Below are 25,125 nucleotides of genomic sequence, written 5' to 3' on the forward strand. Positions count from 1 at the left end.
GCGGCTCAATGAATTGCTGAATTAACTGCTGCAACTAAAAAGTTGCTTTGGTCACTTCATCAGACATTGAAAATCAAAAATTGTTTTTGATGCTCGATGCTGTGAGTGCCCACACAGATTGCTTGATTCAAATTGTTAAAGAGCAACGCAGCTTTTGACTGCTGCGGGAGTGGCATTCTACTCAACCGCCTTCTCGAGTCAAGCCTTATTTTTACAGGCTTTTCGAGGCTATCGACTCAGGCTTTCTGCGTTGCCGCTTGCCCTGTCGATGGAGGCGAATTATAGGGAGCGAATTCGTTCTGGCAAGGAGATAATTGCAAAAAGATGGCTTTCATCGTTCAACCGCTCACAAAGCCACCGCAGTGATGTATTAATGCACGAAAAGGATCTGCAGATTGATATTTCGGATGCTGTATTGAGGCTTGCAGGTTGGCAGATCAAGCTTGTGTCGATTTGGCTTTCCCCTGCTGCACAACCATGATGATCGGCTTTCCGCCTTCGGGTAACATAGCGCCCCTTTGCGATTCTCACACTCTTGGGCTTTGGAGAGTTTAATGCCTTTTGCACTTGGCCAGCGTTGGATTAGTGATACAGAGACGGATCTGGGTTTGGGGACTGTCGTTGCTGTTGAAGGACGCATGGTTACCCTGTTGTTTCCGGCTACCGGTGAAAACCGCATGTATGCCAAAGAAGAGGCGCCGGTGACCCGGGTCAGCTTCAATGTGGGCGATCAGATAGCCAGTCACGAAGACTGGACCATGACGGTCGAAGAAGTGCAGGAGAAAGACGGCCTGCTTATATATGTGGGTGTGCGCACCGACAATGATGAGCCCGTTGCCCTCAAGGAAGTGTTTCTCAACAACTTCATCAAGTTCAACAAGCCGCAGGATCGCCTGTTCGCCGGCCAGATTGACCGGATGTCCCGCTTTACCCTGCGCTACGAAGCGCTGGTCAACCAGCACCAGCGTCGCCGCAACCCGACTCGCGGCCTGGCTGGCGGGAAAGTCAGTCTGATCCCGCACCAGCTCTACATCGCCCATGAAGTGGGTCACCGCTACGCCCCGCGCGTATTGCTGGCAGACGAGGTGGGTCTGGGCAAGACCATCGAAGCAGGCATGATCATTCACCAGCAGTTGCTCTCCGGCCGCGCCCATCGGGTGCTGATCCTGCTGCCCGAAACGCTCCAGCACCAGTGGCTGGTCGAGATGCTGCGCCGTTTCAACCTGCACTTCTCCCTGTTTGACGAGGAGCGCTGCATCGAGGCGTTCGCCGATGCGGAGAACCCCTTCGAGACCGAACAGCTGGTGATCTGCAGCCTCGACTTCCTGCGCAAGAAGCGTCGTCGCTTTGAACAAGTGCTGGAAGCCGAGTGGGATCTGCTGGTTGTCGACGAAGCGCACCATCTGGAGTGGAGTGAGGAGGCCCCCAGCCGCGCCTACGAAATGGTGGAAGCGCTGGCCGAACAAGTACCGGGCGTGCTGCTGCTGACCGCGACCCCTGATCAGCTGGGCCACCAGAGTCACTTTGCTCGTCTGCGCCTGCTCGACCCGGAGCGTTTCTACGACTACGACGCCTTCCTCGCCGAGGAGCAGGCCTACGGTCAGGTCGCCGGCGCAGCCCAGGAGCTGCTGGATGGCGAGACCCTGAGCGATGACGCTAAAAGAATCCTTGCCAGCCAGTTGGAAGGGCTGGACTTAAACGATGCAGCCGCCCGTCAGCAGGCGGTCGCCAAGCTGCTGGATCAGCATGGCACCGGCCGGGTGCTGTTCCGTAACAGCCGCGCCAATATTCAGGGCTTCCCGGAGCGCCACCTCAACGTCTACCCCATGCCGCTGCCGGAGCAGTACAAGACCGCCATCAAGGTGATGGGCATGATGGGTGGCAATGGCGGCGATCTGCAGACCCGTGCCTTGCGCTACCTCTATCCCGAGAAGATCTTCCAGCAGTTCGAAGGCGACAACGCTACCTGGACCCAGTTCGACCCGCGCGTCGAATGGTTGCTGGAACTGCTGCTCTCCGCCCGTCAGCAGAAGGTGCTGGTGATCTGCTCCGAAGCAGCCACCGCCAACGCCCTGGAAGAGGCGCTGCGCACCCGTGAAGGGATCCGTGGCGCCGTGTTCCACGAAGGGATGTCGATCCTCGAGCGGGACAAGGCCTCCGCCTATTTCGCTCAAGCTGAGGGGGGCGCTCAGGTGCTGCTCTGCTCCGAGATCGGCTCCGAAGGTCGCAACTTCCAGTTTGCCAGCCATCTGGTGCTGTTCGATCTGCCCCTCAACCCGGATCTGCTGGAACAGCGTATCGGCCGACTGGACCGTATCGGTCAGCAGAATACCGTCGAGATCCACGTCCCCTATCTGGAAGGGACTGCCCAGCGAGCCCTGCAGCTCTGGTATCACGATGGTCTGGATGCATTCGAGCAGACCTGCCCGACTGCCCGCCCGGTGTTCGAAGCAGTACGTGACGAGCTGTTCGAGCTGCTGGCCGCCAACACCGACGAGCAGGGCCCCCTCGACGCCCTGCTGGTCAAGACCCGCGAACTGCACGAGCCGCTCAAGGCCCGGCTGGAACAGGGGCGCGATCGTCTGCTGGAAATCCACTCCAGCGGTGGCACCGCCGCCCAGCAGCTGGTCGACAAGCTCGCCGCCGAAGATGACGACACCGGCATGATCTCCTTCGCACTCAAGATGTTCGACGAGATCGGCGTCAATCAGGATGACAGAGGCGAGAACGCGCTGGTGCTGACCCCGGGGGATCACATGCTGGTCTCCAGCTTCCCGGGCCTGCCGCAAGATGGCATGACCATTACCTTCGATCGCAACACGGCCCTGTCGCGGGATGACATGGCGCTGCTCTCCTGGGATCACCCCATGATGCGCGGCGGTATCGACCTGATCCTGGGCTCCGAGATAGGTGCAACCTCGGTCGCGCTGCTCAAGAACAAGGCGCTGCCCATCGGCTCCATCCTGCTTGAGCTGATCTTCGTCGCCGAGTCTGCGGCCCATCCCCAGCTCTACCGCTTCATGCCGCCGACGCCTATCCGTCTGCTGATGGACAAGAACGGCCAGAATCTGGGCGAGAAGGTAGCGTTCGATGCCTTCAACCGCCAGCTGACCCCGGTCAACCGCCACCTCGGCAGCAAGCTGGTCACCGCGTCCCAGCCGGTGATCCACGGCCTGATTGGCAAGGGCCAGGTCATTGCCGACGAGCTGAAAGCCGGGATTGTCGACAAGGCCCGCGCCCAGATGGCGCAGACCCTGCAGCAGGATCTCGATCGTCTGGAGGCGCTCAAGGCGGTCAACCCGAACGTGCGCGACAGCGAGCTGGAATATCTGCGCAATCTGCAGGCAGAATTGCACCACCTGATCGACCAGACCCAGCTCAAGCTGGATGCCATCCGCTTTATTGTGGTGACCCATAACTGATAAAACGGTGAAATGGCCAAACCCAACGCGAGTTGGCTGCCATGCACTTTTTATCGTGGTAACCCATAACTGATGGGGGCTTGCCCCCGCTTTGACCAAAGATGCGAGACGCTATGTTTGTATACTCACCGCCCCTGGAACCCTGGCTCGATATCCTGTTCAAGGACAAGGACATCATGGTGGTCAACAAGCCCACTGGCCTGCTGAGCGTCCCCGGGCGCGGCCCCGAGAACGAAGACAGCGTGCTCCATCGGGTCAAGCAGCAGCACCCCAAGGCGGCAGCAGCCCATCGCCTCGACATGGCGACCACCGGTGTGCTGGTAATCCCGCTCAACCCCAACTCCCACCGGGAGCTGAGCCGGCAATTCCGCGAGCGGGAGACCGAGAAGCACTACCTCGCCTGGGTGTGGGGTGAACCGGAACAGGATGCGGGTGAAGTGGACCTGCCGCTCTGCGTCGACTGGCCCAACCGGCCGAAACAAAAAGTTGACCATGAGGAGGGGCGTCATGCCCTGACCCTGTGGCAGAAGCTGAAGGTGGAGAACGGCAACAGCCTGATCAAGCTGACCCCGATTACCGGTCGCTCCCATCAGCTGCGGGTCCATATGCTGGAGCTGGGTCACCCCATCCTCGGCGATAACCTCTACGCCAACCCGGATGCGCTGGCGGCGGCACCGCACCTTTATCTGCATGCGGCCAGCCTGACCATCAGCCACCCCCGCAGCGGCGAGCGGATGACCTTCGAGGCGCCAGCCCCTTTCCCGGTCTGAGCCTGACAGGTAACTGCCAAATAAAAAGAAAGCCCCCATCGAGAGATGGGGGCTTTTTTATCGCTCAGACGCGGATATCGATATTGCTTCCGAGGGAAGCGCTGGCCGATGTCGGCGCAGCCGGAGCGGATTGCGCTGCGGTTTGCAGCAATTTCAGTGCGGATTCGCCTTCCTGGGTCTGCTGCTTTTTGGCCAGGCTGGCCACCATCAGTGCAGAACCGAACGACGCATTTGCAGAACTAGAAATATCCATTGTGTACCTCCTGCCAAGAGACTATCGGCCGGGACCGGTGAGACATGAGCCATATCGTTCAACGCAGATATGCCTTGTCCGGCGAGCGCCGGGCCAACCAGCGCTCTTCCATCTCCAGCAATGTCTGATAGGCCTTTTCAGCATGCTCCGGGCGACTGAACAGATATCCCTGCCCATACAGATGTATGTCGGTCAATGAGCGCAGCACATCGAGCTGCCCCTGGGTCTCGATCCCTTCACATACCAGTTTCTTGCCAAGCATGGAGCCCATACGGCAGATGTTGGCGACCAGTTCGGCCGCCTCAATGGAGGTGTCGATACCCTGGATGAAGGACCTGTCTATCTTCACCTTGCTCACCGGCAGCTTCTGCAGATAGCTGAGGGAGGAGTAGCCGGTGCCGAAGTCGTCAAGGGCCAGATGTACCCCCTGCTGGCTGAGATCCTGCATCAACTGCAGCGAGTTCTTGACCTCGCGCATGGTGGTGTCTTCCGTCACCTCCAGCACCAGGCTGGACGCAGGGATATGGTGCTCCATCAGCGCTCTGGCCACCAGCTTCAAGAGGTTGCGCTGGTACATGCCCGGGGAGATGTTCACGCACATCTGCAAGTCCACCAAACCCAGGTGCTGCCACTGATGCAGTTGTTCACATGCGGTATTCAATACCCAGCCACCCAGTTTCTCGGCCAGCTGGAACTCTTCCGCCACCTGGATCACCTCGTTGGGGGGAATAAAGCCAAGCTCGGGATGGCGCCAGCGCAGCAGCGCCTCCACGGCTTCACAGCGGCCACTTTCCAGATTGACGATGGGCTGGTAATAGAGCTCGAGCGCATTGTGCTCCAGCGCCATCACCATGTCAGACGCAAGATGCTTGCGCCTGGCCGTCTCGTTGAGCAGGGAACTGTCATAGATGACATAGGGAACATGGGTCTTGCGGCTGTGAGAGAGGGCCTGCTCCGCCCGGCTGAGCAACTCCTGGGTCTGGTTGCTGTCGGTCGGGAAGAAGGCGATACCAATACCGACCTCAAGCCGGAAAGGGTAGTTGTCGATGATGATGTCTTGCTTGATGGAGTGGAGCACTCTGGCCACGAGCTCCCTGACCTGACGAAGATCGCTCCCCTCCCGTTGCAGCATGGCAAGCTGATCTCCCCCCAAACGCGCCACCCACTCCCCGTTTTCGCACAGGGCGCGCAGCCGCTTTGCCACCTCCTGCAGCAGGAGGTCCCCTGTGTTGTAGCCAAACTTGCTGTTGATATCACGAAAGTCGTTGATGTCGACCAGCACCAGTCCGAAGGAGGTGTCACGGGTGACATAGGCATCCATCTTTTCCAGCAGCGCCAGCCGGTTGGCGAGCCCGGTGAGGGGATCGATCCTAGCGGTCCTGAAATGGCGCCTGGCTTCTCGCACCAGCAGGCCGCTGAGCAGAATGACGGACACCACCAGCCCCGACACCATGAACAACAGGGCATTGCGCAACTGGCCAAAACGCGCGTCGTTGCCCGTATAGACGTTGATGTTGTTCTGCATGACGGAAGCAAGAGAGTAAGAGAGGGGTTCCTGCAAGGGCGCCAGTGTCATCATGACTTGCTGGTAATCCGGCGTCCCCGGTTTGAGCCTGACCAAATCAGGCTCCAGCTTGCGGATACTGCTTTCGGTCAGTTTCACCAGCCGCAGCGTCTTCGGATTGTCCGCGAGGCTTTTTCTCAATTGGCCGCTCAGGAGGATGGGGGTACGACTCCAGAGAATGTCATAGCGGAGCAGCAGGGCTTCCTGGTCTATGCCACCATAGTGGTAAATCTCGACGGCATTGAGAAAGCGGCCCAGCTCGAGCTGCAACTGCATCAATGCCCAAGAGACGTCATAGGTGTACTTCTCCATCACCCGGGTCGCATTTTGTATCTGCACCAGGCAATAGAGGGTGCTACCCGTGAACAACAGAATGGATAGATAAAGAACGCCGAGTAAGGGCCAGGCCCTGGTCTTCGCTTTCACCCAGTACTCCCGTAAACCACCGTTTTTACTGCTGAATGTCGATCGCACTCAGTTGCCAGATCATCATGTCGGTGAACTCGGAACGCCTGAGTTCGGGATGCTGATCCAGTGGCAGGATAAACCAGAGCGGCCCCTTGTCACGTACCCGCATGGTCATCCCGTCATCCTGCCAGGCCAGGATAGGATCGTATTGCTTGACCTTATCCCAGTTGATCCGGATCTGGAAACTGTTCAGGGCGGTGAGCGTGATGCTCTTGCCGTTGGCCTTCACCTCCGTCAGCACGTCCGCCAGTTTCGGCCCCACGTATTTGTGCGGTTTGTCCACCCAGGGATTGCTCGTCACCACCTCATGCTGCGGCAGTGCCTGGATCATGGCCATATCGAACAGCACCTCTCCATCTGCCGGATCGGCAGGGTCCAGATTCCCCGTCACCTTGAGAATGACCGGCCCCTGCGGTGTCGCCTGCGCCATGCCCGGCAAGGCCAGGGAAAGGAGTAACGGGAGAAACCCTAAGTATCGCATGTTCACCTCAGATCATTTCACTATCAACAACTTCAGCTTAGTAGCACTAAAAAAAACGGCCCGCAAAAGCGAGCCGTTTGATGACTTGACGGGATTACATCATACCCATACCGCCCATGCCACCCATATCAGGCATGGCAGGTGCATCTTTCTTCGGCAGCTCGGAGATCATGCACTCTGTGGTGATCATCAGGCCAGCGACGGACGAGGCGAACTGCAGGGCAGAACGGGTTACCTTGGTCGGATCCAGGATACCCATGGCCAGCATGTCGCCGTACTGTTCGGTGTAGGCGTTGTAACCGTAGTTGCCTTCACCGTTCTTCACGGCATTGGCGATGACGGAGGCTTCTTCGCCGGCGTTGATGACGATTTGACGCAGCGGGGCTTCCATGGCGCGCAGGGCAACCTTGATGCCGACGTTCTGGTCTTCGTTGTCACCACGCAGGGAGGCCAGCTTGGCAGCAACGCGCACCAGCGCTACACCACCACCGGCAACCACGCCTTCTTCCACGGCTGCGCGAGTGGCGTGCAGGGCATCGTCAACACGGGCTTTCTTCTCTTTCATTTCAACTTCAGTGGCAGCACCCACCTTGATCACGGCAACACCGCCGGCCAGCTTGGCCACGCGCTCTTGCAGCTTCTCACGGTCGTAATCGGAAGAGGTCTCTTCGATCTGCTGACGGATCTGGGCCACGCGGCTTTCGATCAGGGCAGCATCGCCCACGCCATCGATGATGGTGGTGTTCTCTTTGGTGATGACGATGCGCTTGGCACGGCCCAGATCTTCCAGGGTCGCTTTTTCCAGCTCCATGCCCACTTCTTCGGAGATCACGGTACCACCGGTCAGGATGGCGATATCCTGCAGCATGGCCTTGCGGCGATCACCGAAGCCCGGCGCCTTGACGGCGGCCACTTTCACGATGCCACGCATGGTGTTGACCACCAGGGTCGCCAGCGCTTCGCCTTCCACGTCTTCGGCCACGATGATCAGCGGTTTGCCCGCCTTGGCCACACCTTCCAGCACCGGCAGCATTTCGCGGATGTTGGAGACTTTCTTGTCCACCAGCAGGATGAAGGGGTCATCCAGTTCGACGGAGCCGGTTTCCGGCTTGTTCACGAAGTAAGGGGAGAGGTAGCCGCGGTCGAACTGCATGCCTTCTACCACAGCCAGCTCGTCGTCCAGGCCCTGACCGTCTTCCACGGTGATGACGCCGTCACGGCCGACCTTGTCCATGGCTTCGGCAATCAGCTTGCCGACCTTCTCGTCGGAGTTGGCGGAGATGGTGCCTACCTGGGCGATGGCATTGTTGTCGGCACAGGGAGTGGACAGTGCTTGCAGCTCGGCAACGGCAGCCACAACGGCCTTGTCGATACCACGCTTCAGATCCATGGGATTCATGCCGGCGGCAACGGCCTTCAGGCCTTCGTTGACGATGGCTTGAGCCAGTACGGTGGCCGTGGTGGTACCGTCACCGGCGGCGTCATTGGCCTTGGAAGCGACTTCCTTGACCATCTGGGCACCCATGTTCTGGAACTTGTCTTCCAGTTCGATTTCACGGGCAACGGAGACGCCATCCTTGGTGATGGTCGGGGCGCCGAAGGACTTGTCCAGCACCACGTTGCGGCCTTTCGGGCCCAGGGTCACCTTGACGGCATCGGCCAGGATGTTGACGCCTTCCAGCATTTTGATGCGAGCTTCGTTGCCAAACTTAACTTCTTTAGCTGCCATGTTCTTCAATCCTTAAATCAATTCGGGAAAAGAGGGAGGGTGATTACTCTTCGACAATCGCCAGGATGTCGGTCTCGGACAGGATCAGTACGTCCTGGCCATCCAGCTTTTCGGTCTTCACGCCGTAGCCTTCGTTGAAGATCACCTTGTCACCCACCTTGACGGCCAGTGCTTTGACATCCCCATTGTCCAGAATTCGACCAGTCCCCACGGCAAGAACTTCACCACGGGTGGACTTCTGGGCCGCAGTGCCAGTCAAGACGATGCCGCCAGCGGATTTGGCTTCAGCTTCGATGCGCTTGATGATGACGCGGTCGTGCAGTGGACGAATTTTCATCGATAACTCTCCCAAAATGAGTCTCTGTGTTGCTTGAGGAATGGCCGCAATCGGCCAAATTTGTCATGCCCCTGATCTGGGGCAACAGGGCTAGCCCTTCAAGGGCAAATACAAAAAAAATATTTTCACGTACTATGAACACCTTCGATGGATCACCCATCCCCAATCAGGAAGGCGGATGGAGACGGCCAGCATTCAGGCCCAAAGCACCTAGAGACTCTGCCTTGAGCCGACCCAACCCCATGCTGACCGCCCCCATGACGCCCATGCTGCTGCGCATGACGGGCCCCATGATCCTGGGCATCATCGCCATCCTGGCCTTCAACCTGGTCGATACCTTCTTCATCGGCATGCTGGGTACCCAGGCGCTGGCCGCCATCAGCTTCACCTTCCCGGTCACCTTTGTCGTCACCTCCCTGACCATGGGGCTGGGAGCGGGCCTGTGCGCCCTGCTCGGTCATGCCCTGGGGCAGGGTCGCCATGACGAGGCTGCCCGCATCACCACAGACTGCCTGTTCCTCGCCGTCATCCTGGTGAGTCTGCTTGCCGGACTGGGGGCAATGACCATTACCCCTCTGTTCACCCTGCTGGGGGCCAGCCCCGAGCTCATCTCCCTCATCCACGATTACATGCTCATCTGGTATCTGACCGTCCCTATGCTGGTCGTGCCCATGGTCGGCAATGCGGCCATCCGGACCACGGGGGATACCAAGACCCCCAGTCTGGTGATGGGGGTCGCCGGTCTGGTCAACGGCGTGCTGGATCCTCTGCTCATCTTCGGGCCGGGCCCCTTCCCCGAGTGGGGCATCCGGGGAGCCGCCATCGCCACTTCCCTCTCCTGGTTGATGGCCATGCTGGTCAGCCTCCATCTACTGCGCAAGCGGGAGACGCTGCTGACCTGGCGCCTCTCTCCCCGCCCTCAGCTGCTGGCCCATTGGCGCGCCCTGCTCCATGTGGCTGTGCCCGCATCGTTTACCAACATGCTCAACCCACTGGCCAACGCCGTGTTGATGATCATTTTCGCCGGGCTGGGAACCGAGGTGGTCGCCGCCTACGGCGCGGCATCCCGGGTCGAGGCCTTGCTGCTCATCGTGATGATGGCGCTCTCTTCCGTGCTGGCCCCCTTCATCTCGCAGAACTGCGGCGCCGGGAATCCGGCCCGAGCCAAGGCCGCCCTGCTGCTCTGCATGCGCTTTGCCCTGCTGTTCCAGCTTGGGGTCTACGCGCTGACCTGGCTTCTCGCCCCCTTCATCGCCGATCTGTTCAGCGATCATCCGCAAGTGGTGCGACTCATCGTGCTCTATCTGCATCTGGTCCCCATCGGCTACGGCTTTCAGGGCATGGTGATGCTGCTGGCATCGGCGCTCAACGGCGTCAGGGCATCGGCGGTGTCACTGCTGATAAACGGCATCAGACTGTTTGTCTTCTTGCTGCCAGGGGCCTGGCTGGGGGCAAAACTGGGGGGAGAACAGGGGATCTATCTGGGGATGCTGCTGGCGAACCTGGCCGCCGGATTGCTGGCATGGGGGTATGCCCGCCACAGATTCGAGCGGCTGTGCCATCAGGGGAGATCCTGACGGCACAGCCCGAGGCTCGCGATTACTCTTTGCGTTCGAACTCCCCTTCGATGGTGTTGCCACCCGCTCGCGGGGATTGTCCGGGCCTGTCATCGCCGGGACCCGGCTCGAACGGATGCTGGCGAGCCTGGAAGCCCCCCATCTGCATCCTGAACTGATTGCTGCCAATCAGCTTGTCGGCCAGCATGTTGCGCAGCCAGGGCTGCAGCAGCAGGATGCCGACAATATCGCTCACAAACCCCGGGATAATCAGCAGCAAGCCCGCCAACGCCAGCATCATGCCACCCATCACCTCGCGGCCGGGCATCTCCCCCATCTGCATCTTCTGCTGGGCAGTGAGCAGGGTCTTGATCCCCTCGCTGCGCACCAGCGACGATCCCAGCACGGCCGTCAGCACCAGCAAGCCAACGGTCGGCAAGGCCCCGATCACGGAGCCCACCTTGATCATGACGGTGAGCTCCAGCAATACCAGCCCGACCAACAACAGTAACAACTTGCCCATAGCAACCTCGGAGCGATGAATGAATGGACCCGGGGTGTCCGGTCGGCAGCCGCACAACGCTGATGCTGATGCTGATGCTGACGCGCCGGGTTCAGGTCTTCTGACATTAACATGGGGCTGGTTGATCATTTTTCAAGCCTCTCCTGCCGCAGGCCCCGGAATACGGATAAATATTTGTCCGCCCAACTGGGATTGAGGTGGTTGTTCTGTCAAAGTTAATCGCCCGATTGCAATATCTGTTTAATGACCACAAGAAATTTGAGGTTGCCTCAAATTTAGTGATCCAGGTCTAATACCGGATACCTCAATTGGGGTAACATCAACACCAGTCATTGCACAGGGAGCAACTGGCTCCCAACTGCCCCACCCGATGTGTGGTGCTTCAGGATGAAATGTGCGTAGGGAAATCGCGACCACTCGGTGAGGATCGTTTCCATTTATTTGATTTCTGAGGCATAACAATGAGCGACATCAAGAACGTCCGCATTGAAGAAGACCTGCTGGGCACCAAAGAAGTTTCCAACGACCTCTACTACGGCGTGCACACCCTGCGCGCTGTTGAAAACTTCAAGATCAGCACTCAGAAGATTTCTGACGTTCCCGAGTTTGTTCGTGGCATGGTCCTGACCAAGAAGGCGGCTGCACTGGCCAACGGTGAGCTGGGCACCATCCGTCCCGAGATCGCAGACAAGATTGTCGAAGCCTGCGACCTGATGCTGAACACCGGCAAGTGCTTCGATCAGTTCCCGGTCGATGTCTATCAGGGCGGCGCCGGTACCTCCGTCAACATGAACACCAACGAAGTGCTGGCCAACATCGCCCTCGAGCTGATGGGACTTGAAAAGGGTCGCTACGACGTCATCAACCCCAACGATCACGTCAACAAGTGCCAGTCCACCAACGATGCCTACCCCACCGGTTTCCGCGTGGCCGTGGTCAACAGCACCGACACCACCCTGCACGCTCTGGAAGCCCTCATCGCCGCCTTCGATGTCAAAGCCAAGGAATTCAAACATATCCTGAAAATGGGCCGTACCCAGTTGCAGGACGCCGTGCCCATGACCCTGGGTCAGGAGTTCCACGCCTTCGCCGTCACCCTGCGTGAAGAGATCAAATCCATCAAGCGTTGCCAGGAGCTGCTGCTGGAAGTGAACCTGGGCGCCACCGCCATCGGTACCGGTCTGAACACTCCGCCCGAGTACTCCGGTCTTGCCATCAAGCGTCTGGCCGAGATCACCGGTCGTGCCTACGTGCCGGCAGAGGACCTCATCGAAGCGACCTCCGACTGTGGCGCCTATGTGATGCTGCACGGTGCGGTCAAGCGCCTGGCCATGAAGCTCTCCAAGATCTGTAATGACCTGCGTCTGCTCTCCTCCGGCCCGCGCACCGCGCTCAAAGAGATCAACCTGCCCGAAATGCAGGCTGGCTCCTCCATCATGCCGGCCAAGGTCAACCCGGTCATTCCGGAAGTGGTCAACCAGTCCTGCTTCAAGGTATTCGGCAACGACGTCACCATCACCTTCGCCGCCGAGGCCGGTCAGCTGCAGCTGAACGTCATGGAGCCGGTGATTGGTCAGGCCATGTTCGAATCCCTGAGTTTGATGGAAAAAGCCTGCATCTCCCTGCGCGAGAAGTGCGTGGAAGGCATCACCGCCAACCCGGACATCTGCATGAACCACGTGCTGAACTCCATCGGCATCGTGACCTACCTGAACCCCTTCATCGGTCACCATGAAGGCGACATCGTCGGCAAGATCTGTGCCCAGACCGGCAAGAACGTCCGCGAAGTCGTGCTGGAACGCGGCCTGCTGACCGCCGAACAGCTGGACGAGATCCTCTCCATCGAGAACCTGATGAACCCGCAATACAAAGCCAAGCGTTACACCCGCGAAGCCACCGTATAAGCGAGCAGATGGGCCGGGGTTATCCCGGCCCATTTAAAGTCAATTCCCGAGCGGTCTCCCCACAGCCCCATCGGGAATTGGCTTTTCAGCCTAATAAAACCTAAAAAAAACTGGAAAATGGAGTGTTCGCTATGATTGGAATCGAGTTACTTGTGGTGCTCGCCGCTATCTATCTGGGGGCCCGGATAGGCAGCATAGGTATCGGCTTTGCCGGTGGTCTGGGGGTATTGGTGCTGACCTGGGGGCTGGGCATGCCCATCCCGAGCGATCAGCTGGTGACTTATCTCCCGTGGGACGTGATCATGATCATCGCGTCCGTCATCTGCGCCATCGCCTGTATGCAGCTGGCCGGCGGGATGGATTATCTGGTGCACCTGGCCGAAAAAGCCCTGCGCAAGAATCCCAAGCACATCACCTTCGCCGCGCCGGTCGTCACCTACCTGATGACCATGCTGGCCGGTACCGGTCACACCGCCTTCTCCACCCTGCCGGTGATCGCCGAAGTGGCCAAGGAGCAGGGCATTCGCCCATCCCGTCCGCTCTCCATCGCGGTCGTTGCCTCCCAGATTGCCATCACCGCCTCCCCCATCTCGGCGGCCGTGGTCGCCTTCTCCGGCATGCTGGAGCCGCTTGGCGTCGACTACCTGACCCTGCTGGCCATCTGCATCCCGTCCAGCTTCATCGCCTGTCTGTTGGGGGCCTTCATCGCCAACCTGCTGGGCAAGCCGCTGGATCAGGACGAAGTCTATCTGGAGCGCAAAGCCAAGGGACTCATCAAGCTGCGCGGTACCAGCCAGGTTGAGATCAAGCCTTATGCCAAGCTCTCCGTCGGCATCTTCGTCGCCTCCATCGTGGCCGTGATGGCCTATGCCACCGCCATCTCCGGCAACGTCGGCCTCATCAGCAGCCCGCCGATCCCCCGCGATGGCGCCATCATGGGCATCATGCTCTCCGCCGCCACCCTGATGGTACTGTTCTGCAAACTGGACGCGGCCCAGATCACCAACATGCCGACCTTCAAGTCCGGTATGTCCGCCTGTATCTGCGTGCTGGGCGTAGCCTGGCTGGGCAACGTCTTCGTGAAGGGCAACATGGTGGAGATCCAGGCGTTCGCTGGCGATCTGCTGAGCCAATACAGCTGGCTGCTGGCCGTGGTGCTGTTCTTCTCCTCCATGCTGCTCTACTCGCAAGGTGCCACCACCAAGGCCCTGATGCCTGCCGCCCTGGCACTGGGTGTCAGCCCGCTGGCGGCCATCGCCTCCTTCGCCGCCGTGAGCGCCCTGTTCGTGCTGCCGACCTACCCGACCCTGCTGGCCGCGGTCGAGATGGACGACACCGGCTCCACCCGCATCGGCAAGGCCGTGTTCAACCACCCCTTCTTCATCCCGGGTGTGGCCACCATCGCCATGGCAGTGGCGCTCGGCTTCTTCTTCGGTGGTCTCATCCTCTGACCGATGAACCACCCCATGCAAAACGGCCCGAACGGGCCGTTTTTTATGCCCGGCCGCCGCCGGGCTCCCATGAAAAAGCCGCTCCCGGGAGCGGCTTTCGTCATCCTGGCGGCATCCTCAGACCGTGGTCTGGCGGGTACCGAAATAGTCAGCCAGGAAGTCGTCGAACGACAGACTGTCACTGCGTTCCCGCTCCCGCTGCTTGGCCAGGGAGTCCCGCGCCTCGCCGGCAAAGTAGGCCTCGTCCCAGTATTGCAGCTCGCCGGCCAGCATCTCTTCCCGGTAGCGGCTCGCCAGCGCATCGCCGAAGCAGCCGTTGTCCTGGCCGCTTGAAAGCAACTGCTTGAGCAGGCGGGCGGAGTAGGTCTGCTCGGGGTCGAGCAGCTTCTCACGGTGCATCGCCAGCGTCTCGCGATAGCGGTTGCGACCACAGCAGCGATCCAGCAGCGCTGCGACCTCGGCCAGCTCGTCGAACAGCTTGAGGCCGTACTCCTTGAGGCCGATGGCATTGCCCTGCTCATCTTCAAGCGTCAGGCCGGGGCGACGCCCCTCCAGCACCACCTTGTTCTGGTTGCGGCGGTTGCGGGCAACCTCGTCATCCGAGAGCACGGGGGACGGGCGCAACAGGCACCAGACCAGGAAGAGATCGAAGAAGCGGATCTGATCCACCTCGATACCGAACGGGGTAAAGGGATTGACGTCCACCGTGCGCAGCTCGATGTATTCGATGCCGCGCTGCTCCAGCGCATCCGAGGGCTTCTCGCCGCTGCGGGGAGTACGCTTGGGGCGGATCGGCGCGTAGAGCTCGTTCTCCAGCTGCAGCACGTTGTCGTTGAGCTGGCGGTACTCGCCGTTCACCTTGACCCCTATCCTGGCGAAGTCGGGATCATGGGTATTGATGGCCCGGCGCAGACTGCTCACATAAGCGGGCAGGCTGTCATGACTGATCTTGAGCCCCGCCTGGGCGCTGTTGGTGTAACCGAGATCGGACAGGCGCAGAGCCGTGGCATAGGGCAGGTAAAGGGTGCCCTTGCCGGTCTTCTGGAACGGCAGGCTGCTCTTGCGCCCCTTGAGGAAGGAGTCGCAGATGGCCGGAGACGCGCCGAACAGATAGGGCACCAGCCAGCCGAAGCGGTAGACGTTGCGAATAAGCCCCATGTACTTGTCGGAGATGAAGCGCTGGCTGCAGCAGCCCTCTCCCACCAGATCCTGCCACTCGCACCAGAAGCTGTCCGGCATGGAGAAGTTGAAGTGCACCCCGGCGATCACCTGCATCAGGCTGCCGTAGCGGTTCTTCAGACCCTGGCGATAGAGGGTCTTCATCCGCCCGATGTTGGAACTGCCGTACTGGGCCAGGCGGATGCTCTCCTCGTCACCGACGAAGCAGGGCATGGAGAGGGGCCAGATCCGCTCCTCTCCCAGATGATGAATGGTGTGGCGGTGAATGTCGCCGAGCTGCTCGATCAGGCTCTCGATGGAGTCGGTGGCCGGCGTGATGAACTCCAGCAGGCTCTCGGAGTAATCGGTGGTGATGTTGGCATGGGTCAGGGCCGACCCCAGGCTTCTGGGGTGATCGGTCTGGGCCAGGGTCCCTTCGGGGGTGATGCGCAGACATTCGCGCTCGATCCCGCGCCGGATCCCCTTGAGGGCGGTCACCCGTTCCGGGGTGCCCAGCGCAGCCAGCAACTCGGTGAGCGACAAGCTAGTAGTAGTCATATTCACGGCTCATGTGTGGCCGCCCCACCCGGGGCGGCACTTATTGTTGCGACGCCCCTCAGGGCAGTTGCAGTGGATAGATGGGAAGATGAAGCTCGCTCAGGGGTTTTTCAAGCTTTTGCTTGTCTCCCACCACCACAATCACCATCTCGGCCGGATCCAGCCAGCGGGCTGCACTGGCCTTCAGCGTCTCGGGTGACACCGTTTTGATCAGGTTGTTCTGGGCCTGCACATAGTCCGGCTTCAGGTCGTACATGATCATCTGCAGCAGGAAGCCAGCCTTCTGCCCCAGGGTCTCGTAGGAGAGCGCATCCTGCTGGGAGACGGCGCTGCGCATGTAGGCCAGCTCCACCGGGGTCGGCCCGCTCTTGCGGTAGCCATCCATCTCCTTGAGGAACTGGCGGATGGCATCCACGGTCGCATCGGTGCGCACATTGGCGCCGGTCGCGAAGACACCCGCCTCGCGGTTGGCCTGGAAGCCCGAGCTGGCACCATAGGTGTAGCCCTTGTCTTCCCGCAGGTTGAGGTTGATGCGGCTGTTGAAGTTGCCACCCAGGTTGAAGTTCATCAGGTTGGCGATGAAATAGTCTCCCGTGGTGTCAAACGGCATGGCGCGGCGGCCGATGCGGATCACCGACTGGGGGGCCCCCGGCTTGTCCACCAGATAGATGCCTGGCTTGGCCTGCTCTCCCCCTGGCTTGAGATCCCCCAGGGTCGGGGCGGCCCCCTGCCACTGGGTCAGGAAGGCGAGACCGGATTCCACCTGCTGGGCGGTCACATCACCTGTCACCACCACCTTGGCATTGGTCGGATTGTAATAGGCCTCATAGAAGCGCTTCACATCCGCCAGGGTCAGCTTATCCACGTCCGCCAGCACCCCGTCAGAGGGTTGGCCAAGGCGGTTCTGCTTGCCATAGACCAGTTCACAGAACGCCTGACCCGCCAGCCACTCGGGTTGCTGCTCGCTCTGCTTCATGCCTTGCAGCATCTGGGTCTTGAGCCGCTCGAAGTCCGCTTCCCGCAGGCCGGGTTGCAGCAGCACTTCCCGCACCAGCGCCAGGGTTTCGGGCAGCTTGTCCGCCAGACTGCTGATGGTGATGAGGTTGTTGTACTGGGCGCTGGAGACGCTGATGCTGGCGCCGAGTTTTTGCAGCTCGTCGCTCAGCTCGGCCTCGGAGAGGCGCGTCGTCCCCTGCTCCAGCATGGCGGCGGTAAGACTCGCCAGCCCCAGCTCTCCCTTGCCTTCGGCCCGGATGCCACCCGGCAGGGCGATCATGATGGAGACGGCCGGGATCTCGTCGCTGTGGGTGCCGATGATCTCGATCCCCTTGTCGAGCTTGCCACGCCAGATGGCGGGCACCTTGACACTCACCGCATCGGCCGCCTTGGGCTGCACGCTGCGATCGAAGTCATCTTTCACCGGCCGCTCGGCCAGCACCTTGTCATGCTTGCTGTAATCCGGCAGCTCCCGCTTGGCGGGAGTGAAGTTCGGGGTCGCGGCCTGCCAGTCGCTCTTGCCCTTGGGCACCACGCTCAGCACCACGGCAGGCTTGTTCTGGATGAACTTGTCGTAGGCAGCCTTGACGTCAGACCCCTTGACCCGGGCGATGGCATCCAGATTCTTGAACACATAGTCGGGATCCCGGGCCAGCACCTGCCCCATGGCAAGCTGGCTTACCTTGCCCTCGATGCTGTCGAGTCCCCAGATGGCGGACGCGCGATAGCTGCTGATGGCCTTCTCCAGATCCGCGGGCTTGATGCCGCGCTGGGCGAACTCGCCGATCACCTTGTCCACCTCGCCCTTGAGGGTCTTGAGGCTGCCATCCGCCGCCGGATTGGGGTAGGCATAGACCGTCAGGGTACAGGCAAGCTCTTCGCAGGAGTGGGAGGCACCCGCCTCGATGGCCTTGCCGGTTTTCACCAGGGACTGGTAGAGCATGGAGCTGGCAGAGCCCCCCAGCACATCGGCAAAGATGTCCAGCGCCGGCTCCTGCGGGTCACCCAGGGAGACGGTCGGGTAGCTGATATACAGGAGCGGCAGATGCACCTTGTCTTCCAGCGTCACGTAGCGGGTTGCCGGCAGGGTGGCAGGCTGGGGCGTCGGTTCTGCCACATCCGGACCGCGCGGGATGGAACCGAAGTACTGCTCAATCCAGGCCAGCGCCTGCTTGGTATCAAAGTCGCCGCCCAGGGTCAGGGTCGCATTGTTGGGGCCGTACCAGCGCAGGAAGAACTGCTTGAGGTCGTTGACGTCGACCCGGTCGAGATCCTCCACATATCCGATGGGTTGCCAGGAGTAGGGGTGGGTGCGCGGATAGAGTGCCTCCCCCACCCGCTCGCCCACCAGGCCATAAGGCTGGTTGTCGATGCGCTGAGCCCGTTCGTTCTTGACGGTGGCGCGCTGGATCTCGAACTTCTTCTGGCTCACCGCATCGAGCAGGAAGCCCATGCGATCCGCCTCCAGCCAGAGCACCTTCTCCAGCTGGTTGGCCGGCACGGTTTCGTAGTAGTTGGTGCGGTCCTTGTTGGTGGTGCCGTTCATGTCACCGCCCGCCTCGTTGATGATCCGCATGTGTTCCTGATCACCAACGTGCTTGGAGCCCTGGAACATCATGTGCTCGAAGAAGTGGGCAAAGCCCGACTTGCCCACGGTTTCCCGGGAGGAGCCGACGTGATAGGTGACGTCCAGATGCACCAGGGGATCGGAGTGGTCGGGGGCCAGGATCACGGTCAAACCGTTGTCCAGCTTGTACATCTGATAGGGAATGCCGAGCTTGCCCTCCTGCTTGACCTGCTCGGACACCAGGGTCGGGGCCGCCAGCACGGGAAGGGAGAAGCCCAGCAGCATGCTTAATGGAATGAGTTTGTTCACGGGTACCTCGTGAGTGACAAAAGGGCTAGAAGATCTGACTGGCCAGCAGAAACACCAGGGCATAACGAAGCAATTTGCCGAGCCCGATCAAGATGAGGGAGCGCCAGAAGGAGAGGCGCAGCCAACCAGCCAGCAGACAGAGACCATCGCCGACCACAGGCGTCCAGGCAAGCAGCAGACACCAGTGGCCATGACGTTTGAGCCAACCAAGGGCTTTTTGTTCCCCACGGCCTTGAAAATCTTCCGGTTTTTTCTTGTGGGTGGCGAGCCAGCCGAGCCACCAGGTGGTCATGGAACCCAGGGTATTGCCCAGCGTCGCCCAGAAAAGCAGGCTGGTCATGCTCCACTCCCCCTTGACCGCCATGGCGCCCAGCAGCACTTCCGAGCTGCCGGGCAACAGGGTGGCGGAGGTGAAGGCGCTCAGAAACAACCCTCCCAGCCCCATCCCGGTGAAGTCTATCATCCGGGCTGGCCGTCTGCGGCGGACATGCGCAGCAACAGCTTGCCGCGCACATGGCCCTGCTCGATGGCCTGATGGGCCAGCGCCCCTTCTGCCAGCGTGTATTCACCGGAGACAGTGATCTTCACCTCCCCCTGGCGAAGCAGCGTCAGCATCTGGGTCAGCTGCGTTCGATCGGGATGGACCAGCATGCCGACAACCTCGACGCCGAGCTCGGCCCCCGCGTCCTTGATCTGCTGGGCCGTGATGGTGGGGACCGTCACCAGACGGCCGCCCGGCTTGACGCAGGCCAGCGCCGCCTTGCCGCTCTCGCCCCCCACCAGATCCAGCACCAGATCGAACGGACCATCGGTGATCGCCTCGGTGCACCACCCGGCCTGGTGGTAATCCACCATCCGGCTCGCCCCGAGACTATGAAGGAAGCTGTGATTGTCGCCGCTTGCCGTGGCAACCACATGGGCACCATAGGCGGCGGCAAACTGCACCGCCAGATGGCCGACGCCACCGGCACCGGCCAGGATCAGTACCCGTTGCCCCGACTGCAAGCCACCGTGCTCCAGCAGCCCCTGCCAGGCGGTGAGTCCCGCCAGCGGCAAGGCCGCGCCCTGCCTGAGGCTCACCCCATCGAGCTTGACCAGCTCCTCCTCGCGGGCCACCACGGATTCGGCATATGCACCGGCGGCGAGGGGGAAACCCACCATGCCGCACACCTGTTCCCCCTCGGCCAGGGAGGTCACGCCGGGCCCCACCTTTTCCACCACACCGGAGACGTCATAACCCGGCGTCCAGGGCAGCTTGTCCTTGTTCTGGGCGGCCGCCCAGCCGAGACCGGCACGGGTCTTGGCATCGATGGGGTTGACCCCCGCAAAGCAGATGCGCACCCGGACCTCGCCCTCCGCGGGCACCTTGTCCAGGGAAGGGTTGAGCCTGAGTACCGAGGGGTCACCGAATGCGGTAATCTGTAGCTGCGTCATTGCACAATCCATCCTGTTGATTGATCAAGGGTCAACAGAATAACAGCGAGGACACCATGGCTCGAATGTTTCTTATTCCTCTGTTGCTGGCCCTGGGGTGGTGGGCGTTTCTGCTCTACTTCCGCATTCCGCTCAAACAGGGGGCCAGGGGCTTTTACTGGATCATCGGCATCGGCGGCGGGCTTGCCGCCTTCCTCAGCCTGATGATGGTGCTCACTCACTAGGGTTCAGGGACAAGGGGGAAGAAGAAAAGATGCTGCATGGACTGAACCATCTCACGCTGGCAACCGGCGATCTCGACAGCAGCGTTGCCTTTTATGTCGACTTGCTGGGATGTCGCCCCAGGGTGAGATGGGCACGGGGAGCCTATCTCACCCTCGGCGATCTCTGGCTCTGTCTCTCCTGCGATCCTCCCCAACCGGCCAGAGATTACAGCCATGTCGCGTTTGGCATCTCGCCTGAACAGTTTCCTGCCTTCTGCACCCGTCTGCGCGCGGCGGGCGTCGTGGAGTGGAAGAAGAACAGCAGCGAAGGGGATTCACTCTATCTGCTGGATCCCGACGGGCACCAGTTGGAAATCCATGCAGGCAACCTGGATAGCCGCCTCGCCTCCCTCAGACAGCAACCCTATGAGGGTCTTATCTGGTTCGACGGAGCCGGATTCACCCCTGCTCGGCACGAAGATGGTAGTGACGATTGCTGCCCTGCCCCAGCACGCCCTGCGCCAGCAGATGCTGGAACACCCGGTCCACCTCCTCCAGAGACAGTGACAATGCCTCTGCCACCTTGCGTTTGCTGCATTTGAGCTCGCCGCTCTCCAGCGCGCCGCGCACCTGGGCGACCACGGCTGGCTCGGGCATGGGTCTGCTGATGGCTGGCGGCTCCGGGGTCGGCACTGCGACCCGGGCCTCGGCTTGCGCCTTCTCCCGTTGCCACATCCATTGACGGCGGAAGCGGTTCTCCTCACCGATCAGGCTGACGAAAAAGGCACCAAACGCATCGAGCAGGATAGACAGGAAGCAGACCAGCAGGAACTGCACCTGGCCGATGCTCATGCCCACCCCGTCCGCCAGACTGCTCATCAGCCCCAGCATGGAGGACTGCTCCCCCAGCGGCTTGGCGTCCCGCTCCTGGCGCAGCTCGTCCTGACGCAGCCTGAGCTTGGTGTTGGCCTGCTGCAGACCGCTGACGCCGCTCGAGATACGCGCCATCTCGATGTATTTGCGGGCCGCCTCTTCGTTGAGCTGGATCTGCCGCTCTATGCTGGCTATCTGCTCGTCGAAACGGGCTATCTCCCGCTCGTGACGCGCCTGCTGGCTCAGGATGGTGTTGGTGGCGCTGTTGATGCCGCCGATACTGCCCCCGATGGAGATGGCGGCCAGCACGCTGTAGAACAGCAGCGACCAGAAGGCGCCGCCCAGATCCCGCCTCGCCTTGCACTCGCCGTACTCGTACCAGACATAGAACTTGCCCAGCTCGAAGATGATGGCCAGCCCGCCGAACAGCCACTTCATCAGGGGGTTTTCGTCGATGGAGAGAAACAGCAGCAGGGAGAAGACGATGGAAGCCAGAATGGCCAGCCCGGTAAAACTGTAGACAGTCGTGAGGGCGAACCATCCCTTGGGGTAGCGCAATGCGGCGCAAGCCTGAGTAGTCATGATGAAACGGGAAACGTCTGCAGGAAAAGTTGGCTGCCGATTATAGTCGCCACTCCCCCGGAGAGAAGGGCAAATCCCCGAATTCCCGCCCATGGACGATCAGCTGCCCAGAGTGCGACCAAAACGTGCAAATCGGCAGCAGAAAAACACTACAATCGACCCCGTACCTGAAGGACATCTGCGGTTATGCTCGGGTTAAGCCCGCCGCATTACACTCATTTCCACCGAACACGACTCGAGGACATCATGAACAGAACGACGGCTTTGTTGCTCTCTCTTTTTCTGATCACCGGTAGCGCCCTGGCACAGGACGAAGGGAGCCAGACCTTCTCCGTGGATGCGCTGACCTTCAATCTGGACTGGAATGACACGCAGTTTGACTGGTCCCAGAGCAACTGCTTCGATCTCGGGAGCGGTGACGCGGCCGCCGCCGACTGCAAGAGGACCAACCTCAATCTGGAGGACGAGACGCAGCGCAACCAGCCCCCCAGCACCAACCAGATCAGCACGCAACCGGATCAATGATCCCCCTGACAGGAGCCTTGATGCGATGACCCACATGACCATGACTTCCCGCGGCGCACTGCTGCTCTCCCTGCTTCTGGTTCAGGGAATGGCCTTTGCTGCCCCCCCTTCCAAACACGATGACGACATCCGGATCTCCACCGACCGGGGCCGGGTAAGCCTGGATTGGGACGACAAGGAGTACGAGTGGTGGCAGCACAACTGCCTGGATGTCAGCACCCGGACCAGCCGCATCCAGCTCAACTGCGACAACATGGATGGCAAATACCGCGACCATTACAACCGCAGCATTCACAGTGGCAACAACCCGGGTCAGGGCCATGACAAGCCCAGGAACAAGCACGGCGGCAACGGCCACCAAAAACACTGACCAGCATGCCCATGGACATGGTTGAGGGGCCTGTGGCCCCTGGAGTCATGTCCCCTACCAGTAGTTTTCCATGCTGATATTGCCGGGGGCGCGACGCAGGTTCTTGGCAAGCCCCAGCCCGAGCAGGGTCTGCTGAGTCTCTTTCACCATGGCGGGGTTGCCGCAGATCATCACCTGGCTCAACTCGGGGGAGAAGTTCAGCCCCACCCTTGCCTGCAAGCTGCCATCGACGATGGCTGCCGGGATACGCCCTGCCATCGCCCCCGGCCAGGTCTCACGACTGACGAAGGGAACATAGCGAAAACGCTCGCCATGCTGCTCGGCAAAACTGGCGATAAGCGGCTGATAGCTGAGCTCTTCCCCTTTTCTCACCCCGTGTACCAGCACCAGATGCTCGAAGCGGTCGAAGACCTGTCCCTCGGCCAGCATGGCGAGGAAGGGGCCGATGGCGGTGCCGGTTGAGAGCAGCCACAGGTCCCGTCCCGGGGGAATCTCATCCAGGGTCAGAAAACCGGTGGCCTGGGACTGCACCAGCAGGCTGTCGCCCACCTGCAGGGAACCGAGAGAGGGGCTCAGTTCACCGCCGGGGATCTCCACCAGATAGAATTCGTGATAGGGCGTGCCGGGAGGATTGACGAAGGAGTAGGCACGCTGGACGCGACGCTCGCCCTGCTCCAGGGCCAGCTTGGTGAATTGACCCGCCTTGTAGGGGGCAAGTTCCGCCTCCACACGCAGGGAGAGCAGGGTGGGTGTCCACTCGATGCGCTCGATGACCCGACCTTCAACCCAGGCAGCCATAAAGGTTCTCCTCCAGAGGAACAGACCTTCACTTTACCCCTTGATCTGAAAATAAAAAACCCGCGCATGTGCGCGGGTTTTTCTGCAAGAGCGGAACGCTATTACAGAGCAACGACCTGGATTTGTACGGTTGCTTTGACGTCAGCGTGCAGCTGAACAACAACTTCGTACTCACCGGTGTTACGCAGAACATTGCCCATGCGGACTTCGCTCTTGGCAACGGCTACGCCGGCAGCAGTGATGGCTTCAGCCACGTCACGGGTACCGATGGAACCGAACAGCTTGCCTTCGTCGCCAGACTTGGAGGCGATGACAACGGCAGCCAGCTCACCCAGCTTGGCAGCGCGCTCTTCGGCAGCAGCCTTGTTGGCAGCCAGTTTGGCTTCCAGCTCAGCGCGACGAGCACCGAAGGCTTCGATGTTGGCCTTGGTGGCCATAACAGCTTTGCCTTGCGGGATCAGGTAGTTACGGGCATAACCAGCTTTTACGGAAACTTGGTCACCCAGACCGCCCAGTTTGGCGATCTTATCGAGCAGGATAACTTGCATTACCTTTCCTCTATAAATTTCGTTGAGTTAGGCGTAAGCGCCGGGCCGATTCTTACTTGTTGTGCAGATCGGTGTACGGCAGCAGAGCCAGGTAACGAGCACGCTTGATGGCGCGTGCCAGCTGACGCTGATACTTGGCGCGGGTACCGGTGATACGGCTCGGTACGATCTTGCCAGATTCAGTGACGTAGTTTTTCAGAGTAACGATATCTTTGTAGTCGATCTCGGTAACGTTCTCGGCGGTGAAGCGGCAGAACTTACGACGACGGAAATAACGTGCCATGGCCTTTATCCTCTAATGCGGTGATCTAAGAATTACTCTTCGGAAGACGCTTCAACAGCATCTTCGCGACGCTCGTCGTCACGACGGGTAAAGCGCTCTTCCTTGGCCTTGGCCATCGGAGAAACTTCAGTCACGGCGTGCTTGGTGCGCATGATCATGTTGCGGATAACGGCATCGTTGAAGCGGAAGTTGGTTTCCAGCTCATCGATAACGGCCTGTTCAGCTTCTACGTTCATCAGAACGTAGTGAGCCTTGTGCAGCTTGTCGATCGGGTAAGCCAGTTGACGACGGCCCCAATCTTCCAGGCGATGAATGGTACCACCAGCGGTGGTGATAGCGCCGGTGTAACGCTCGATCATGCCAGGTACTTGCTCGCTCTGGTCCGGATGAACCATGAAGACGATTTCGTAATGACGCATTTTAGCTCCTTACGGATTAATTCAGCCTCCGCCCAGGTGCAGCC

Annotated in this window: 24 protein-coding genes and 1 pseudogene; 10 read left to right on the top strand and 15 right to left on the bottom strand. The window is 60.3% G+C overall.

Annotated features, from left to right (window positions below; genetic code table 11):
- Nucleotides 1–169 precede the first annotated feature (169 nt).
- From AB5Y70_RS17045 to rluA, 3 genes are all read left to right on the top strand, one after another.
- On the top strand, nt 170–481 hold the full coding sequence (locus AB5Y70_RS17045; RefSeq protein WP_127904547.1) for a hypothetical protein: 312 nt from the start codon (nt 170–172) through the stop codon (nt 479–481).
- Between the two features lie 73 nt (nt 482–554).
- Nucleotides 555–3,422, top strand: coding sequence for an RNA polymerase-associated protein RapA (gene rapA, locus AB5Y70_RS17050; RefSeq protein ID WP_368176084.1), 2,868 nt, complete (start codon nt 555–557; stop codon nt 3,420–3,422).
- A gap of 113 nt (nt 3,423–3,535) precedes the next feature.
- Nucleotides 3,536–4,192, top strand: coding sequence for a bifunctional tRNA pseudouridine(32) synthase/23S rRNA pseudouridine(746) synthase RluA (rluA, locus tag AB5Y70_RS17055; RefSeq protein WP_043852217.1), 657 nt, complete (start codon nt 3,536–3,538; stop codon nt 4,190–4,192).
- A gap of 64 nt (nt 4,193–4,256) precedes the next feature.
- Here rluA and AB5Y70_RS17060 read toward each other — a convergent pair whose 3' ends face one another.
- From AB5Y70_RS17060 to AB5Y70_RS17080, 5 genes are all read right to left on the bottom strand, one after another.
- The gene (locus AB5Y70_RS17060) at nt 4,257–4,445 is read right to left on the bottom strand and encodes a hypothetical protein (protein ID WP_043153121.1); all 189 of its coding nucleotides are present in this window, start codon (nt 4,443–4,445) and stop codon (nt 4,257–4,259) included.
- A gap of 58 nt (nt 4,446–4,503) precedes the next feature.
- On the bottom strand, nt 4,504–6,435 hold the full coding sequence (locus tag AB5Y70_RS17065; protein WP_029313817.1) for a bifunctional diguanylate cyclase/phosphodiesterase: 1,932 nt from the start codon (nt 6,433–6,435) through the stop codon (nt 4,504–4,506).
- A 25-nt stretch (nt 6,436–6,460) separates the two neighbouring features.
- Nucleotides 6,461–6,958 carry a molybdopterin-binding oxidoreductase gene (locus AB5Y70_RS17070; RefSeq protein WP_210538003.1) on the bottom strand — a complete coding sequence of 166 codons (498 nt, stop codon included), beginning with the start codon at nt 6,956–6,958 and terminating at the stop codon, nt 6,461–6,463.
- Nucleotides 6,959–7,052: 94 nt separating this feature from the next.
- On the bottom strand, nt 7,053–8,687 hold the full coding sequence (gene groL / locus AB5Y70_RS17075; protein WP_010673136.1) for a chaperonin GroEL: 1,635 nt from the start codon (nt 8,685–8,687) through the stop codon (nt 7,053–7,055).
- Between the two features lie 43 nt (nt 8,688–8,730).
- Nucleotides 8,731–9,024 (bottom strand): co-chaperone GroES, encoded by a 294-nt coding sequence (locus tag AB5Y70_RS17080; RefSeq protein ID WP_005309514.1) that lies wholly within the window; start codon nt 9,022–9,024, stop codon nt 8,731–8,733.
- 242 nt (nt 9,025–9,266) lie between these two features.
- Between AB5Y70_RS17080 and AB5Y70_RS17085 the strand changes: the two genes are divergently transcribed.
- Complete coding sequence (locus tag AB5Y70_RS17085; RefSeq protein WP_225315726.1) at nt 9,267–10,601, top strand: MATE family efflux transporter; 1,335 nt, start codon at nt 9,267–9,269, stop codon at nt 10,599–10,601.
- A 22-nt stretch (nt 10,602–10,623) separates the two neighbouring features.
- On the opposite strand, the gene AB5Y70_RS17090 is transcribed toward AB5Y70_RS17085, so the two are convergent.
- Nucleotides 10,624–11,103 (bottom strand): FxsA family protein, encoded by a 480-nt coding sequence (locus AB5Y70_RS17090; RefSeq protein ID WP_368176085.1) that lies wholly within the window; start codon nt 11,101–11,103, stop codon nt 10,624–10,626.
- A gap of 461 nt (nt 11,104–11,564) precedes the next feature.
- Between AB5Y70_RS17090 and aspA the strand changes: the two genes are divergently transcribed.
- Entirely contained in the window at nt 11,565–13,007 is a 1,443-nt protein-coding gene (gene aspA / locus AB5Y70_RS17095; RefSeq protein WP_010673133.1) for an aspartate ammonia-lyase, read from the top strand.
- Between the two features lie 131 nt (nt 13,008–13,138).
- On the top strand, nt 13,139–14,458 hold the full coding sequence (locus tag AB5Y70_RS17100; RefSeq protein WP_041210978.1) for an anaerobic C4-dicarboxylate transporter: 1,320 nt from the start codon (nt 13,139–13,141) through the stop codon (nt 14,456–14,458).
- Between the two features lie 117 nt (nt 14,459–14,575).
- Here AB5Y70_RS17100 and gshA read toward each other — a convergent pair whose 3' ends face one another.
- The 4 genes from gshA to AB5Y70_RS17120 are packed head-to-tail and all read right to left on the bottom strand — an operon-like array spanning nt 14,576 to nt 20,480.
- Nucleotides 14,576–16,174, bottom strand: coding sequence for a glutamate--cysteine ligase (gshA, locus tag AB5Y70_RS17105; RefSeq protein ID WP_029313807.1), 1,599 nt, complete (start codon nt 16,172–16,174; stop codon nt 14,576–14,578).
- A 58-nt stretch (nt 16,175–16,232) separates the two neighbouring features.
- Entirely contained in the window at nt 16,233–19,046 is a 2,814-nt protein-coding gene (locus AB5Y70_RS17110; protein ID WP_323937337.1) for a pitrilysin family protein, read from the bottom strand.
- Nucleotides 19,047–19,071: 25 nt separating this feature from the next.
- Nucleotides 19,072–19,509: a YqaA family protein gene (locus AB5Y70_RS17115; RefSeq protein ID WP_029313803.1), complete on the bottom strand. Its 438-nt coding sequence runs from the start codon at nt 19,507–19,509 to the stop codon at nt 19,072–19,074.
- Nucleotides 19,506–20,480: an NADP-dependent oxidoreductase gene (locus AB5Y70_RS17120; RefSeq protein ID WP_323937335.1), complete on the bottom strand. Its 975-nt coding sequence runs from the start codon at nt 20,478–20,480 to the stop codon at nt 19,506–19,508. The genes AB5Y70_RS17115 and AB5Y70_RS17120 overlap by 4 nt, the downstream gene beginning before the upstream one ends.
- A gap of 56 nt (nt 20,481–20,536) precedes the next feature.
- Here AB5Y70_RS17120 and AB5Y70_RS17125 point away from each other — a divergent pair, with 56 nt between their 5' ends.
- Nucleotides 20,537–20,704, top strand: coding sequence for a hypothetical protein (locus AB5Y70_RS17125; RefSeq protein WP_162513465.1), 168 nt, complete (start codon nt 20,537–20,539; stop codon nt 20,702–20,704).
- 29 nt (nt 20,705–20,733) lie between these two features.
- Nucleotides 20,734–21,126: pseudogene (fos, locus tag AB5Y70_RS17130) on the top strand (fosfomycin resistance glutathione transferase); the annotation flags it as partial.
- Nucleotides 21,127–21,142: 16 nt separating this feature from the next.
- On the opposite strand, the gene AB5Y70_RS17135 reads toward fos, so the two are convergent.
- Nucleotides 21,143–22,138, bottom strand: coding sequence for a hypothetical protein (locus AB5Y70_RS17135; protein ID WP_049636447.1), 996 nt, complete (start codon nt 22,136–22,138; stop codon nt 21,143–21,145).
- Between the two features lie 246 nt (nt 22,139–22,384).
- Here AB5Y70_RS17135 and AB5Y70_RS17140 point away from each other — a divergent pair, with 246 nt between their 5' ends.
- Both AB5Y70_RS17140 and AB5Y70_RS17145 read left to right on the top strand, forming a co-directional pair.
- Complete coding sequence (locus AB5Y70_RS17140) at nt 22,385–22,663, top strand: hypothetical protein (RefSeq protein ID WP_053059839.1); 279 nt, start codon at nt 22,385–22,387, stop codon at nt 22,661–22,663.
- A 25-nt stretch (nt 22,664–22,688) separates the two neighbouring features.
- On the top strand, nt 22,689–23,033 hold the full coding sequence (locus tag AB5Y70_RS17145; RefSeq protein ID WP_266110124.1) for a hypothetical protein: 345 nt from the start codon (nt 22,689–22,691) through the stop codon (nt 23,031–23,033).
- A 54-nt stretch (nt 23,034–23,087) separates the two neighbouring features.
- Here AB5Y70_RS17145 and AB5Y70_RS17150 read toward each other — a convergent pair whose 3' ends face one another.
- The 4 genes from AB5Y70_RS17150 to rpsF form a co-directional block, all read right to left on the bottom strand.
- Nucleotides 23,088–23,831: a ferredoxin--NADP reductase gene (locus AB5Y70_RS17150; RefSeq protein ID WP_039040002.1), complete on the bottom strand. Its 744-nt coding sequence runs from the start codon at nt 23,829–23,831 to the stop codon at nt 23,088–23,090.
- A 101-nt stretch (nt 23,832–23,932) separates the two neighbouring features.
- Nucleotides 23,933–24,379, bottom strand: coding sequence for a 50S ribosomal protein L9 (rplI, locus tag AB5Y70_RS17155; RefSeq protein WP_010673120.1), 447 nt, complete (start codon nt 24,377–24,379; stop codon nt 23,933–23,935).
- 52 nt (nt 24,380–24,431) lie between these two features.
- Complete coding sequence (gene rpsR / locus AB5Y70_RS17160; RefSeq protein ID WP_005313392.1) at nt 24,432–24,662, bottom strand: 30S ribosomal protein S18; 231 nt, start codon at nt 24,660–24,662, stop codon at nt 24,432–24,434.
- A 32-nt stretch (nt 24,663–24,694) separates the two neighbouring features.
- A complete protein-coding gene (gene rpsF / locus AB5Y70_RS17165; RefSeq protein ID WP_005331771.1) occupies nt 24,695–25,081 on the bottom strand; it encodes a 30S ribosomal protein S6 in 387 nt (128 codons plus the stop codon).
- Nucleotides 25,082–25,125: the final 44 nt, after the last annotated feature.

The organism is Aeromonas sp. s1(2024) (assembly GCF_040908005.1).
In the GTDB taxonomy this organism is placed as follows: domain Bacteria; phylum Pseudomonadota; class Gammaproteobacteria; order Enterobacterales; family Aeromonadaceae; genus Aeromonas; species Aeromonas caviae.

Bases quoted from the DNA above. Each gene is read 5' to 3' on its own strand.
- rapA (WP_368176084.1), top strand. From the start codon at position 555: ATGCCTTTTGCACTTGGCCAGCGTTGGATTAGTGATACAGAGACGGAT.
- rluA (WP_043852217.1), top strand. From the start codon at position 3,536: ATGTTTGTATACTCACCGCCCCTGGAACCCTGGCTCGATATCCTGTTC.
- AB5Y70_RS17060 (WP_043153121.1), bottom strand. From the start codon at position 4,445: ATGGATATTTCTAGTTCTGCAAATGCGTCGTTCGGTTCTGCACTGATG.
- AB5Y70_RS17070 (WP_210538003.1), bottom strand. From the start codon at position 6,958: ATGCGATACTTAGGGTTTCTCCCGTTACTCCTTTCCCTGGCCTTGCCG.
- groL (WP_010673136.1), bottom strand. From the start codon at position 8,687: ATGGCAGCTAAAGAAGTTAAGTTTGGCAACGAAGCTCGCATCAAAATG.
- AB5Y70_RS17080 (WP_005309514.1), bottom strand. From the start codon at position 9,024: ATGAAAATTCGTCCACTGCACGACCGCGTCATCATCAAGCGCATCGAA.
- AB5Y70_RS17085 (WP_225315726.1), top strand. From the start codon at position 9,267: ATGCTGACCGCCCCCATGACGCCCATGCTGCTGCGCATGACGGGCCCC.
- AB5Y70_RS17090 (WP_368176085.1), bottom strand. From the start codon at position 11,103: ATGGGCAAGTTGTTACTGTTGTTGGTCGGGCTGGTATTGCTGGAGCTC.
- aspA (WP_010673133.1), top strand. From the start codon at position 11,565: ATGAGCGACATCAAGAACGTCCGCATTGAAGAAGACCTGCTGGGCACC.
- AB5Y70_RS17100 (WP_041210978.1), top strand. From the start codon at position 13,139: ATGATTGGAATCGAGTTACTTGTGGTGCTCGCCGCTATCTATCTGGGG.
- gshA (WP_029313807.1), bottom strand. From the start codon at position 16,174: ATGACTACTACTAGCTTGTCGCTCACCGAGTTGCTGGCTGCGCTGGGC.
- AB5Y70_RS17115 (WP_029313803.1), bottom strand. From the start codon at position 19,509: ATGATAGACTTCACCGGGATGGGGCTGGGAGGGTTGTTTCTGAGCGCC.
- AB5Y70_RS17120 (WP_323937335.1), bottom strand. From the start codon at position 20,480: ATGACGCAGCTACAGATTACCGCATTCGGTGACCCCTCGGTACTCAGG.
- AB5Y70_RS17125 (WP_162513465.1), top strand. From the start codon at position 20,537: ATGGCTCGAATGTTTCTTATTCCTCTGTTGCTGGCCCTGGGGTGGTGG.
- AB5Y70_RS17135 (WP_049636447.1), bottom strand. From the start codon at position 22,138: ATGACTACTCAGGCTTGCGCCGCATTGCGCTACCCCAAGGGATGGTTC.
- AB5Y70_RS17140 (WP_053059839.1), top strand. From the start codon at position 22,385: ATGAACAGAACGACGGCTTTGTTGCTCTCTCTTTTTCTGATCACCGGT.
- AB5Y70_RS17145 (WP_266110124.1), top strand. From the start codon at position 22,689: ATGACCCACATGACCATGACTTCCCGCGGCGCACTGCTGCTCTCCCTG.
- AB5Y70_RS17150 (WP_039040002.1), bottom strand. From the start codon at position 23,831: ATGGCTGCCTGGGTTGAAGGTCGGGTCATCGAGCGCATCGAGTGGACA.
- rplI (WP_010673120.1), bottom strand. From the start codon at position 24,379: ATGCAAGTTATCCTGCTCGATAAGATCGCCAAACTGGGCGGTCTGGGT.
- rpsR (WP_005313392.1), bottom strand. From the start codon at position 24,662: ATGGCACGTTATTTCCGTCGTCGTAAGTTCTGCCGCTTCACCGCCGAG.
- rpsF (WP_005331771.1), bottom strand. From the start codon at position 25,081: ATGCGTCATTACGAAATCGTCTTCATGGTTCATCCGGACCAGAGCGAG.